The organism is Flavobacterium sp. FlaQc-47 (assembly GCF_044006475.1).
Lineage (GTDB): Bacteria > Bacteroidota > Bacteroidia > Flavobacteriales > Flavobacteriaceae > Flavobacterium.
This window is the reverse complement of record NZ_JBIPCQ010000003.1, coordinates 318487-330678: the sequence shown is the minus strand read 5'-3', so window position 1 is coordinate 330678 and position 12192 is coordinate 318487. Positions and strand designations below refer to the sequence as shown.

12 protein-coding genes and 1 riboswitch are annotated in these 12192 nt (G+C 34.7%); of the genes, 11 read left to right on the top strand and 1 reads right to left on the bottom strand.

The window, feature by feature from the left end:
• Positions 1–361: 361 nt before the first annotated feature.
• From ACHRVX_RS11010 to tsf, 6 genes are all read left to right on the top strand, one after another.
• Positions 362–1105 carry a ferritin-like domain-containing protein gene (locus tag ACHRVX_RS11010; protein WP_395332124.1) on the top strand — a complete coding sequence of 248 codons (744 nt, stop codon included), beginning with the start codon at positions 362–364 and terminating at the stop codon, positions 1103–1105.
• Between the two features lie 26 nt (positions 1106–1131).
• Positions 1132–1944: a ferritin-like domain-containing protein gene (locus ACHRVX_RS11005; protein ID WP_395332122.1), complete on the top strand. Its 813-nt coding sequence runs from the start codon at positions 1132–1134 to the stop codon at positions 1942–1944.
• Positions 1945–2136: 192 nt separating this feature from the next.
• Positions 2137–2592 (top strand): 50S ribosomal protein L13, encoded by a 456-nt coding sequence (gene rplM, locus ACHRVX_RS11000; protein ID WP_395332120.1) that lies wholly within the window; start codon positions 2137–2139, stop codon positions 2590–2592.
• The gene (gene rpsI / locus ACHRVX_RS10995; protein ID WP_007808909.1) at positions 2592–2978 is read left to right on the top strand and encodes a 30S ribosomal protein S9; all 387 of its coding nucleotides are present in this window, start codon (positions 2592–2594) and stop codon (positions 2976–2978) included. The genes rplM and rpsI overlap by 1 nt, the downstream gene beginning before the upstream one ends.
• 176 nt (positions 2979–3154) lie before the next feature.
• Positions 3155–3958 carry a 30S ribosomal protein S2 gene (gene rpsB, locus ACHRVX_RS10990; protein ID WP_395332118.1) on the top strand — a complete coding sequence of 268 codons (804 nt, stop codon included), beginning with the start codon at positions 3155–3157 and terminating at the stop codon, positions 3956–3958.
• 137 nt (positions 3959–4095) lie between these two features.
• Positions 4096–5058 carry a translation elongation factor Ts gene (gene tsf, locus ACHRVX_RS10985; RefSeq protein WP_395332116.1) on the top strand — a complete coding sequence of 321 codons (963 nt, stop codon included), beginning with the start codon at positions 4096–4098 and terminating at the stop codon, positions 5056–5058.
• Between the two features lie 366 nt (positions 5059–5424).
• On the opposite strand, the gene ACHRVX_RS10980 is transcribed toward tsf, so the two are convergent.
• Entirely contained in the window at positions 5425–7545 is a 2121-nt protein-coding gene (locus ACHRVX_RS10980; RefSeq protein ID WP_395332114.1) for a M3 family metallopeptidase, read from the bottom strand.
• 169 nt (positions 7546–7714) lie between these two features.
• Here ACHRVX_RS10980 and ACHRVX_RS10975 point away from each other — a divergent pair, with 169 nt between their 5' ends.
• The 5 genes from ACHRVX_RS10975 (at position 7715) to thiC (ending at position 12188) form a co-directional block, all read left to right on the top strand.
• Positions 7715–8377: a queuosine precursor transporter gene (locus ACHRVX_RS10975; RefSeq protein ID WP_395332112.1), complete on the top strand. Its 663-nt coding sequence runs from the start codon at positions 7715–7717 to the stop codon at positions 8375–8377.
• A gap of 15 nt (positions 8378–8392) precedes the next feature.
• Complete coding sequence (locus ACHRVX_RS10970) at positions 8393–9064, top strand: hypothetical protein (RefSeq protein WP_395332110.1); 672 nt, start codon at positions 8393–8395, stop codon at positions 9062–9064.
• Positions 9064–9636 carry a DNA-3-methyladenine glycosylase I gene (locus ACHRVX_RS10965; RefSeq protein WP_395332108.1) on the top strand — a complete coding sequence of 191 codons (573 nt, stop codon included), beginning with the start codon at positions 9064–9066 and terminating at the stop codon, positions 9634–9636. The genes ACHRVX_RS10970 and ACHRVX_RS10965 overlap by 1 nt, the downstream gene beginning before the upstream one ends.
• Before the next feature lie 97 nt (positions 9637–9733).
• Positions 9734–9831: riboswitch (TPP riboswitch) on the top strand.
• 86 nt (positions 9832–9917) lie between these two features.
• Positions 9918–10124 (top strand): sulfur carrier protein ThiS, encoded by a 207-nt coding sequence (thiS, locus tag ACHRVX_RS10960; RefSeq protein WP_395332106.1) that lies wholly within the window; start codon positions 9918–9920, stop codon positions 10122–10124.
• Positions 10125–10364: 240 nt separating this feature from the next.
• Positions 10365–12188, top strand: coding sequence for a phosphomethylpyrimidine synthase ThiC (gene thiC / locus ACHRVX_RS10955; RefSeq protein WP_395332104.1), 1824 nt, complete (start codon positions 10365–10367; stop codon positions 12186–12188).
• Positions 12189–12192: the final 4 nt, after the last annotated feature.

Genomic DNA, 12192 nt, shown 5'->3' with positions numbered 1-12192 from the left:
TGTTAAATGTTTAGGTTTATACACTAATTATTAACAAGGATTATATCAATATTAAAGAAATTACTTACCTTTAATAAACTAGCCTGAAATAAAAATTTTATCTAAAAAATTCCCAGAATCCCAAGGAATTAAAGGCTTTTATTAAAATATCTTTTAATAAAAAACAATCTCAACAAGCTAAATAACAGAATTTTACATCGTAATTAAATAATATTATGATGTAATTACCTATCTTTATTATAAAAACCAAAAAAAATCTTAAAAAACATCAAAAATTTAAAACCGTATAGATCTAAATCTCGTTTATATCTATTTACGGAATAATTATAATTACTATTAATAACACTTAAAGAATTAAATTATGGAAAATGAAGTTAAAATTCATGAGGTTGACCGCTCATTGAATAACAGAAGGAGCTTCTTAAAGCTTAGCGGTTTGACATTGGTAACCGCCGGTTTAGTAATGGCTGGATGTAGCGATAACGATAATGATGATCCGGAAGATACATCGTTACCAGGAATTAGAAATGGTGTATTTGACTTAGGCTCCGGCGATTTTGGAGTATTAACTTATGCTTATGCTCTTGAACAACTAGAAGCTGACTTTTATACTAAAGTTGTAAACTCTACAAGTTTTAACAGCACTTTTAATGATATTGAACGTCAGGTCTTGACTGACTTATATCATCATGAAGTAATTCACAGAGATTTTTTTAAAGCAGCTTTGACCGGAGCGCTTCCTGATCCCAGTTCACAGTTACTTCCATCCTTAGCGTTTAATTATGGTTCTCTAAACTTCAATAGCCGCACTGACGTTCTTGCTACTGCAAAAGCATTAGAAGATACTGGAGTTGCTGCTTATAACGGAGCCGGGAAATTAATTAAAAGCCCTGACTATTTACTATTAGCCGGAAAAATTGTTTCGGTAGAAGCAAGACATGCCTCAGCTATTAGAAGTTTGATTAATCCTAATTCTAAGGATTTTGCCGGAGATGATATCGTTAATGTAACTACAGGTTTAGATGCGGCTAAAGATCCTTCTAAAATTCTGCCAATTGCAGGAGGTTTCATTACTACAAAATTTACTGCTCAATATTTACCTTAATCTTAACTAGCTAAAACTTAGAAATTATGAATATTTTAAAATTTATAGAAACATTTACTGATGATAGCTTAATGAGAAGCACGGGCTCTCGAAGAGATAGTTTCAATCAGTTTGGAAACATAGGAAAAACATTAGCATACGCATCGATCCCATTCGGATTATCGGCTATGGCAAATAAGGCATTCGCAAAAGATATTACGGCAACACCGGCAACACCTATTGGAGCATTGCAATTTGCATTAACATTAGAATACCTGGAAAACGAATTTTATGCCATGGCATTAGATTCAGGCGTAATCCCGGCATCAGAAAACGGCGGTCGTGATTTAAAAGTTTTCCAACAAATAGCGGCACACGAATCAAGCCATGTTAAATTTTTAATTGCAGGATTAGGCGGACCGGCAAGTGCGAACTTTGTTGCTAAACCTACTTTTGATTTTACCGTAGGCGGAACATTTAATCCGTTTGGCGACTATCAAACCTTTTTAGCATTAGCACAAGCTTTTGAAGATACAGGTGTAAGAGCTTACAAAGGTCAGGCTGCAAATTTAATTTCTGCTCCGGATTTATTGACTGCAGCATTACAAATTCACTCTGTAGAAGCACGTCACGCCTCTGAAGTGCGAAGATTACGCGGATTAAAAGGATGGATTTCAAATGACGAAAGAGGCGCAGGAATGCCAGCTGCCACCCAAGCCGTTTACGCTGGCGAAGGAGTTACTAGTCAGGCAGGATTCAATACTTCAACTGCATTTGGAGCTGCTGCAGGTTCAGAAGCTTATGATGAGCCACTTACGACACAACAAGTCGTAGACATTGCAAATTTATTTATTGTTTAACAAAACAATTCTAAATATTGAACCACCTTCGCGTTATTGTGAAGGTGGTTTTTTTTATTCAATTAATTATAAAACTGTATGCCCTGATTTTCAGCAGATAAAATATTCTTTTAAGGTATTTGGTTTTAAAATAATTAATTGTACTTTTGCATCCCCTTTATTGGGGATGGAATGTTTAATTAAAATAATATTATGGACGCATTAAGCTACAAGACAATTTCAGCTAACAAATCCTCTGTAACGAAAGAGTGGATCGTTGTTGACGCTGAAGGTCATAACTTAGGTCGTCTTGCTTCAAAGGTTGCAATGATCTTAAGAGGTAAGTACAAACCAAGTTACACACCGCACGTTGACTGTGGAGATAACGTAATTGTTATCAACTCAGAAAAAATTAACCTTACAGGTAGAAAAATGGATGACAAAATTTACATGCGTCATACAGGTTACCCAGGAGGACAAAGAACTTTAACTGCTAAAGTATTGCAATCTAAAAACCCTGCATTATTAGTAGAGAAAGCTGTAAAAGGAATGTTACCTAAAAACAAATTAGGATCTGAACTTTTTAGAAATCTAAATGTTGTTGTAGGATCTGAGCACAAACAAGGAGCTCAAAAACCTAGAACTGTTAACCTAAACGATCTTAAGTAATGGGAGTTATTCACAAAATCGGTAGAAGAAAAACCGCTGTTGCACGTGTATATGTTTCTGAAGGAACAGGTAAAATCACTGTAAACAAAAAAGAATTCGCAACTTACTTTCCAACTGCAACTTTACAATACAAAGTTTTACAACCAATGTCTATGACAGAAAATGTAAATAACTTTGATGTAAAAGTAAACGTTTACGGAGGTGGTTCAACTGGTCAGGCAGAAGCTGTAAGAATGGCATTAGCACGCGTTATGTGTGAAGTAAATGCTGAAAACAGAGCTATCTTAAAACCAGAAGGTTTATTAACAAGAGATCCAAGAATGGTTGAACGTAAGAAATTCGGTCAGAAGAAAGCTCGTAAGAGATTCCAATTCTCTAAACGTTAATATTACCTGTCTTGTTCAATTAGGACAAGACATGATCAATTATTTATTGAAATTAAAAAACACAGTTGTTGTTGCTCTCCTACCGAGGTAGGAAATAGTTTAGCATCTAAATGTATAAAGCCTGGGAAACCGCCATTTATACATTGCTAATCAACAGAACGTAAACTAGTACAAAAATGGCAAACAAAATAGAAGTAAAAGACTTACTAGAAGCAGGTGTTCACTTTGGACACATGACTAGAAAATGGGATCCAAATATGGCCCCTTACATTTATATGGAGCGTAATGGTATTCACATTATCAATCTATATAAAACTGCAGCGAAAATTGAAGAAGCTAGCGAAGCAATGAAAAAAATCGCTGCATCAGGTAGAAAAATCTTATTCGTAGCTACAAAAAAACAAGCAAAAGACATCGTTGCTGAAAAAGCAAAAGCTGCAAACATGCCGTACATCACTGAAAGATGGCCTGGTGGAATGCTAACTAACTTTGTAACTATCAGAAAGGCAGTTAAAAAAATGTCTTCTATTGATAAAATGAAGAAAGATGGTACTTTCATGACGTTATCTAAAAAAGAGCGTTTGCAAGTTGATCGTCTACGTGCTAAATTAGAGAAAAACTTAGGTTCAATCGCTGACATGTCAAGACTACCAGCTGCATTGTTCGTAGTAGATATCAAAGCTGAACATATCGCAATAAAAGAAGCACAAAAATTAAACATTCCAGTTTTCGCAATGGTTGATACGAATTCTGACCCAAGAGAGGTTGATTACGTTATTCCTGCAAATGATGATGCTTCTAAATCAATTGACAAAATTTTATCTTTAGTAACTGCTGCAGTAATCGAAGGTCTTTCTGACAGAGGTTCTGACAAAGAAACTGAAGCTACAACAGAAGAAACTACTGCTCCTGCTGCTGTAGAAGCTGCTCCGGCTGCACCAGCTGTTGAAGCTGATGCTCCTGCTGCAACTGAAGAATAAATCAAATTTAAATTCCAAATTTTAAATTCCAAATTCCAAATACAAAATTAAAAACGTTATGTTGATAATTTAATAAAATTGGAGTTTGGGATTTAGAAGATGGAATTTTTACTTTTAACATTAAAACTCAAAATATTATGGCAACAATTACTGCTGCAGACGTAAATAAATTAAGACAAACTACAGGTGCCGGAATGATGGACTGTAAAAAAGCTTTAGTTGAAGCTGACGGAGATTTCGATAAAGCTATACAAGTCCTTAGAGAAAAAGGACAAAAAGTTGCTGCTAATCGTTCTGACCGTGACTCTTCTGAAGGAGCTGCTGTTTCTTTTATCAATGCTGACAATACTAAAGGAGCTATCATCACTTTAAACTGCGAAACTGATTTCGTAGGTAAAAATGAGGCTTTCGTAACTTTGGCTAAAGAATTAGTAGAAAGAGCTATCAATTTCTCTTCCAAAGAAGAATTCTTAGCTTCAGATTTCAATGGAATTACTGTTGCTGAAAAATTAATCGAGCAAACTGGTGTTATCGGTGAAAAAATCGAAATCGGTGGTTTTGAAATTTTAGAAGGTGCTTTCGTTGGATCTTATGTTCACGTTAACAAAATTGCTGCATTAACTGCAATTTCTGCTGCAATTCCTAATGCTGACGTTTTAACTAAAGATGTTTCTATGCAAGTTGCTTCTATGGGAGCTGATACATTATCTTACAAAGATTTTGATCCTGCTTTCGTTGAATCTGAACTTGCTGCTCGTATTGCTGTAATCGAAAAAGACAATGAAGAAGCAAAACGTTTAGGAAAAACTTTAAAAAATGTTCCTAAATATATTTCTTTCTCTCAATTAACTGAAGAAGTTATAAAACAAGCTGAAGAAGATGCTAAAGCTGAATTAAAAGCTGAAGGTAAACCAGAACAGATTTGGGATAAAATTATTCCAGGAAAAGTACAACGTTTCATTTCTGACAACACTACTTTAGATCAGGAAAAAGCTTTGTTAGATCAAAACTTTATCAAAGACGATAGTAAAAAAGTTGGTGATTACGTTAAAGGATACAACGTTGAAATTACAGGTTTCAAAAGAGTTACTTTAGGTTAATATATTATTTCAATATAAAAAGCCCGAATATTAATTTATTCGGGCTTTTTTGTTTTAAAATTTCCTGTCTTTATTTACAATAATAAAGAGGCTATAATTTAAAGCTTACACCAAATACAAAAGCGTTAGTGAAAGATCTTTAATCCAAAACTAATTCTAAGATCCTTACAGCTGATTAAAATGATTAGATTAGCCTAATAAGCTATAGGTTAAACATCTTTACAAAATTTCGGTTAAAGCCATACTTTTTCACTTTGCACTGTGATCTCCAGCCAAAGTTTAAGGTGATTCAATTTACAAATTAAATAAAAAAAATCCCCGAATAATTATACATTATTCGAGGACTTCACTTAGAATTTCTTCTTATTATTTTTTCTTCTCTATAATTGGGAAGTTTCTTGCACGCATTAAAGCATCAGATTTAGGGGCTCTTCCTCTAAAGTTTTCATAAGCCTTTTCCTGATCGATAGTATTTCCAACACTAAAAATATCATCATAAAGACGTTTCGCTACTTCTTTGTCATAAGGTCCTTTTCCTTCAGTGAAAGCCTCATAAGCATCTGCATTAATTACATCAGCCCATAAGTAACTGTAGTATCCGGCTGCATATCCATCTCCAGAGAAAATATGCCCGAATTGAGGAATTCTGTGACGCATTACAATTTCTGATGGCATATGAAGCGCATCTAAAGTTTCTTTCTCAAATTTATGAGGATCAATAGTTGTTGTAGCCAAGTGTAATTTCATGTCAATTAAAGAACTTGAAATAGTTTCTACAGTTGAAAAACCTTCACCAAAGTTAGATGCTTTTTCAATTCTGTCTACTAAAGACTGTGGTAATGGCTGATTTGTTTTGTAATGTAAAGCAAACTTGTTCAATACCTCCGGAGTAGCTAACCAATGCTCTAACAATTGCGATGGAAACTCTACATAATCTCTTGCAACGCTTGTTCCTGCCAAACTTGGATACGTTACGTTAGAACATAAACCGTGAAGTGCATGACCAAATTCATGGAACAAAGTTGTAGCATCTTCCCATGAAATTAAAACAGGTTCATTAGCTGTACCTTTTATAAAATTACAATTATTAGATACAATGGTAAGAACTTCACCATCCATTTTTTGTTGATCACGGTAAGCATTCATCCAGGCACCAGAACGTTTTCCTGCACGTGCATAAGGATCAAAATACCATAATCCAACAACTTTATTGGTTAGTTTATTACTAACTTCCCAAACACGAACGTCCGGGTGATATACTGGAACATTTGTAATTTGTTTAAAGCTTAAATTAAACAACTCGCCTGCAACCCAAAACATACCTTCACGTAAGTTTTCTAATTGTAAATATGGCTTAACTTCATTCTGATCAAGATCGTATTTTGCTTTTCTAACTTTTTCAGCATAGAATCGATAATCCCAAGGTTGAATTTTAAATTTACCACCTTCTGCATCTACAATTTTCTGCATTTCAGCAACATCCTGATGTACTTTTTCAACAGCCGGTTCCCAAACAGATAACATTAAATCTAATGTTTTCTTAGGATCTTTTGCCATTTTATTGGACAAACTCCAATCGGCAAAAGTAGGGAAACCTAATAATTTTGCCTTTTGAGTACGCAATTGTAAAATAGAAACAAGAGTTGCATTGTTATCGTTTGCATTGCCATTGTCTCCACGTTTCACAAAAATATCAAACGCTTTTTCTCTTAAATCCCTGCGAGTTGAAAAAGTCAAAAATGGTTCAATAGAGGAACGTGTATTTGCAACACATCCTAAAACATCTAATTTTCTGCTTTTAGCTTCAGCAATTGCGGCATTTTTTACCTCATTTGGCAAACCGTCAAAATCACTTTCAGTTTTCAACGCTACATATTGATTATGCTCTTCAGCTAATAAATTCTGACTGAATTTTGTAAAAAGACTCGCTAATTCCTGATTGATCTTCGCTACTTTTTCTTTGTCTTTTTCATTTAGTTTTGCTCCTTCACGAACAAAATCAGTATAATACAACCAAATTAAGCGTTGTTGCTCACTTGTAAGTTTTTTGCTTTCTTTAGAATTGTATAAAGTTTCAATTCTTGCAAACAGCTTTTTATTTTGAACTATTTTATCACTAAACTCGGATAATTTTGGAGACATTTCTGTTTCAACCGCATCAAATTCCGGAGTACTTAAAGTCGAACCATAAATACCGTAACTGGTATAAATCCTGGACATTGTTTTGCCTGAGCGTTCTAAAGCTGCAATAGTATTATCAAAAGTTGGTGCTTTTGGATTATTAGTGATAGCGTCTATTTCGCTAAGTTTTTCCTGAATCGCAAATTGAATTGCAGGTTTAAAATCCGAAACTTTATACTCATTAAACGCAGGAACTCCTCCGTAAGGTCCCGTCCATTTTTTAAGCAATGGATTATCGGAATTGTTTTGTGCGCTCGCCGAAAATAAGGTTGTTCCCATGAGAAAAATTGTTATTATTTTTTTCATTATCATTAATTTGATTTAATATGTTACTGTTCCAAATGTAACTAAAAATCAGCAATCCAAAGAAAATTTTAACTTATAGATTATACGTAAAAACATACTTTAAATTAAAAATATCCATTTTAAGTTAGAAAGAAATAGTTTAAATTTGAAACATCATTTACCAAATCACATGTTTAAAACCAGAAAAGAAATTGTTTTTGTAGTATTAGCAGGAATATTTATAACAAATGCCGTAGTGGCAGAACTGATAGGGGGAAAATTAATTCAAATTGGACCTTTTGTAATGAGCATAGGTATTTTGCCCTGGCCAATTGTTTTTTTAACCACAGATTTGATCAATGAATATTTTGGCGAGAAAGGCGTAAAAAAACTATCATTTATCACTGCATGTTTAATTGCGTATGCCTTTTTACTATTATTTATGGCAATTGTAATTCCTGCAGCAAAAGGAATCAGCCCCGTAAATGACGAACAATTTCAAGCTGTTTTTGGTCAAAGTATGTGGATAATAGTTGGTAGTTTAATTGCTTTTATGGCTTCTCAATTAATTGATGTTTGGATATTCTGGTTTTTTAAAAGAAGAACAGGCGAAAAAAAGATATGGCTCAGAACAACCGGATCGACAGTAATTTCACAATTATTCGATTCTTTTATAGTATTGGGAATTGCATTTTGGTTACCGGGTAAAATTGATTTTAAAACCTTTATTTCCTCTGGTTTAACAGGTTATATTTTTAAACTTTCGGTTGCCGTTGTATTAACTCCTCTGATTTATTTAGGACATCATTTGATAAAAAAATATCTTAAAGAGGATCCATCTATTAAAGATTAAGAGTACCTTGTAGTTATGAAAAAGACAATTGCCATATTACTTTTTACAATATCCTATTTATTTATAGGATGTGGCAACGATGAAAAAAAGTCTAAACAAGATAAAATATATCCGGTAAATAAATTAAAAACTGCTTCGGCAAAAATCTTTAAAAAAGACTCTCCGAAAACTGCAGTCATTCCTAATTCCCAAAAAAAATCCATTACAAATAAGGGATTGTTTTCAATTAAAGAAGAAAACGACTCAAAGCCGGAAATTCAAAATTCCGAAACTAATAAAAATGATAAATTAGACGTAAGCAATGAAGCTGATAAAACTTTAATGTCATTCGTTAATTTGCGTAAAATTCTTTACGGAAGTAAAATTGGACAAACTTTAACCCAAAAACAGTTGACCGAAAAATTCGAAATTCCGGAAGAAGCTGTAAAACTCATAAAAACAATTACAAAAACCGACGAAGATGAAATTGCCGTAAAATGGCGTTCAACCTGGTTTGTAGAAAGAGTTTCAGATGCTAAATTCAAAGACGGATTGATGAAAATTACTTTTAAAGCCAATAAATTGTATACTTCCGGAACTGCCATTGGTATTAAATATGATAAAAGAATTTACAACGAACTTGTTATAATTGGTCGCTCGGCTTATATTCCCGGTGTGAGAGGCTATAGCTGGCAAATAGGTAAATAATGGAAACAGAAAATCAAATAAGATGCAGCTGGTGTTCTGCCAGTGATTTATATAAAAAATACCATGACGAAGAATGGGGAGTTCCTGTTTATGATGATCCTTCATTATTCGAATTTCTAATTTTAGAAACTTTTCAGGCTGGCTTAAGCTGGATTACTATTTTAAATAAAAGAGAAAATTTCAGACTTGCTTTTGATCATTTTGATTATAAAAAAATAGCCCATTATACCGAAGAAAAAATAGAATCATTATTACAAGACGCTGGAATAATTCGCAACAAACTTAAAATACGTGCTACTATTTCAAATGCTCAGGCATTTATGAAAGTACAGGAAGAGTTTGGAAGTTTTTCTGATTACATCTGGAAATTTACTAACGGAAAACCCATTATTAATAATCCAAAAACCACAAAACACATTCCTGCCACTACTCCACTTTCAGACGAGATCAGTAAAGATCTAAAAAAAAGAGGCTTTAAATTTGTTGGTTCAACCGTAATTTACGCACACATGCAAGCCACCGGAATGGTCAACGATCACGTCGAAGATTGCTTTATCCGAAAGAGGATATAGTCGCAGTTTTCAGTCTCGGTTTTCAGTTTTTTACATAACATGAAACCTGAAACTTGAAACTTTTTTTAACTTAAACACAAAAAATACATATATTTGCTTCACACTTTAGGGGTGTCTACTAATAAGTAGGCTGAGATTTTACCCTCTGAACCTGATCTAGTTCATACTAGCGTAGGGAAAAGTAAGATGACTTCTGCGCGCATTTTTATGCGTAATTGTAGCCATTCCTAAAGATATAGATTTACTATAGTAGATCTTTATGAAACCTAAAAACTTAAGGAATGGAACTAAAAATCAACCAACAAATCAAACAATTCAATGTTGAATCGCTAAGCGTTCAATCATTGCTCGATCTCGAAATTCCAAACAAACAAAACGGAATCGCCGTCGCTATTAACAATACTATTATTCCAAAAACTAATTGGGACCAACATTTTGTACGCGAAACCGACGAAATATTAATCATTTCAGCAACGCAAGGAGGATAATAAGGCTGCCTATACGGGCTATCCGTTTCAAGTCCGCAGTCGTCAACCAAAAAAATATAGTCTTAGCAAAGCTTCCGCTGGTCGCTTTTCTAATCAGTATTTTTTACGGTTTCCTCCTTTACGGGCTTTCCACTTCTATCCCTGGCAGAAAAAATAAATTCCAATTTCTTATAGGACTTAGACGCAATGCTGTGCGCCCTTACAATAACTCATAACTTATAACTCATAACTTCTTTCCTTATGACTACAGAAGAACAAATTTCCAGAACTCCTTTTCCCAACTCAAAAAAAGTATACGTAAAAGGTGAAATGCATCCAATAGAAGTTGCCATGCGAGAAGTAATTCTTAGCGATACAAAACTTTCTAATGGCGGAATCGAGAAAAATCCACCTGTAACTATTTACGACACTTCTGGTCCATATACAGACCCAAACATTGAAATCGACATTCGAAAAGGACTGCCAAGGTTAAGAGAAAACTGGATTTTAGATCGAAATGATGTCGAAATCCTAAACGAAATTACTTCAGATTACGGTCAAACCAGACTGAAAGATGAAAGTTTAGATCACCTTCGTTTTGAATATCTGCATCAGCCGAAACGTGCCAAAAAAGGCGCAAACGTAACGCAGCTTTATTACGCAAAACAAGGTATTATAACGCCGGAAATGGAATATATTGCGATTCGCGAAAACCAACGTATCGAACTTTTAAACGAACAAACCAAAGCGATGCGCTGCCAACATAACGGACATAGCTTTGGCGCAAATACTCCAAAAAGCAAAATCACTCCGGAATTTGTTCGAAGTGAAGTAGCCTGTGGAAGAGCCATTATTCCAAATAACATCAACCATCCTGAAAGTGAGCCTATGATTGTGGGACGTAACTTTTTAGTAAAAATAAACGCCAACATTGGTAATAGTGCCGTGACTTCAAGTATAGAGGAAGAGGTTGAAAAAGCCGTTTGGGCTTGTCGATGGGGCGCTGACACCATTATGGATTTATCAACCGGAAAAAACATTCACGAAACCAGAGAATGGATTATTCGCAATTCACCAGTCCCTATTGGTACCGTTCCTATTTATCAGGCATTGGAAAAAGTAAAAGGAATTGCCGAAGATTTAACCTGGGAAGTTTTCCGTGATACTTTAATCGAACAGGCAGAACAAGGTGTTTCATACTTTACAATTCATGCCGGAGTTCTATTGCGTTACATTCATTTAACTGCAGATCGTGTTACCGGAATCGTCTCTCGTGGCGGATCTATCATGGCAAAATGGTGTTTATTTCATCATAAAGAAAACTTTTTATATACTCATTTTGAGGAAATCTGCGAAATCATGAAACAATATGATGTTGCATTTTCATTAGGAGATGGTTTGCGTCCGGGATCTATTGCTGATGCCAACGACGCGGCACAATTCGCCGAATTAGAAACTTTAGGCGAACTAACAAAAATTGCATGGAAACATGATGTTCAGGTTTTTATTGAAGGTCCCGGTCACGTACCAATGCATATGATTAAAGAAAATATGGACAAACAATTAGAACATTGTGATGAAGCTCCATTTTACACTTTAGGTCCGTTAACTACTGATATTGCGCCTGGTTACGATCATATTACATCTGCGATTGGAGCTGCTATGATTGGTTGGTATGGCTGTGCTATGTTGTGTTATGTTACACCAAAAGAGCACCTTGGTTTACCCAACAAAAAAGACGTAAAAGACGGAGTAATCACATATAAAATTTCAGCTCATGCAGCTGATTTAGCCAAAGGGCATCCGGGAGCGCAATATCGTGATAATGCATTAAGTAAAGCGCGTTTCGAATTCCGTTGGGAAGATCAGTTTAATTTGTCTTTAGATCCTGATACAGCACGAGAATTTCACGATGAAACACTTCCTGCTGATGGTGCAAAAGTGGCTCATTTTTGTTCGATGTGCGGACCAAAATTCTGCTCTATGAAAATATCTCAGGAAATTCGAGACGTTGCAGCAGCTGAAAAAGGCATGCAGGAGAAATCAGAAGAGTTTATTGAGCAAGGGAAAGAAATTTATATTTAGTGAG

Bases quoted from the DNA above. Each gene is read 5' to 3' on its own strand.
- ACHRVX_RS10970 (WP_395332110.1), top strand. From the start codon at position 8,393: ATGAAAAAGACAATTGCCATATTACTTTTTACAATATCCTATTTATTT.
- rpsI (WP_007808909.1), top strand. From the start codon at position 2,592: ATGGGAGTTATTCACAAAATCGGTAGAAGAAAAACCGCTGTTGCACGT.
- thiS (WP_395332106.1), top strand. From the start codon at position 9,918: ATGGAACTAAAAATCAACCAACAAATCAAACAATTCAATGTTGAATCG.
- rplM (WP_395332120.1), top strand. From the start codon at position 2,137: ATGGACGCATTAAGCTACAAGACAATTTCAGCTAACAAATCCTCTGTA.
- rpsB (WP_395332118.1), top strand. From the start codon at position 3,155: ATGGCAAACAAAATAGAAGTAAAAGACTTACTAGAAGCAGGTGTTCAC.
- tsf (WP_395332116.1), top strand. From the start codon at position 4,096: ATGGCAACAATTACTGCTGCAGACGTAAATAAATTAAGACAAACTACA.
- ACHRVX_RS11005 (WP_395332122.1), top strand. From the start codon at position 1,132: ATGAATATTTTAAAATTTATAGAAACATTTACTGATGATAGCTTAATG.
- ACHRVX_RS10980 (WP_395332114.1), bottom strand. From the start codon at position 7,545: ATGAAAAAAATAATAACAATTTTTCTCATGGGAACAACCTTATTTTCG.
- ACHRVX_RS10965 (WP_395332108.1), top strand. From the start codon at position 9,064: ATGGAAACAGAAAATCAAATAAGATGCAGCTGGTGTTCTGCCAGTGAT.
- thiC (WP_395332104.1), top strand. From the start codon at position 10,365: ATGACTACAGAAGAACAAATTTCCAGAACTCCTTTTCCCAACTCAAAA.
- ACHRVX_RS11010 (WP_395332124.1), top strand. From the start codon at position 362: ATGGAAAATGAAGTTAAAATTCATGAGGTTGACCGCTCATTGAATAAC.
- ACHRVX_RS10975 (WP_395332112.1), top strand. From the start codon at position 7,715: ATGTTTAAAACCAGAAAAGAAATTGTTTTTGTAGTATTAGCAGGAATA.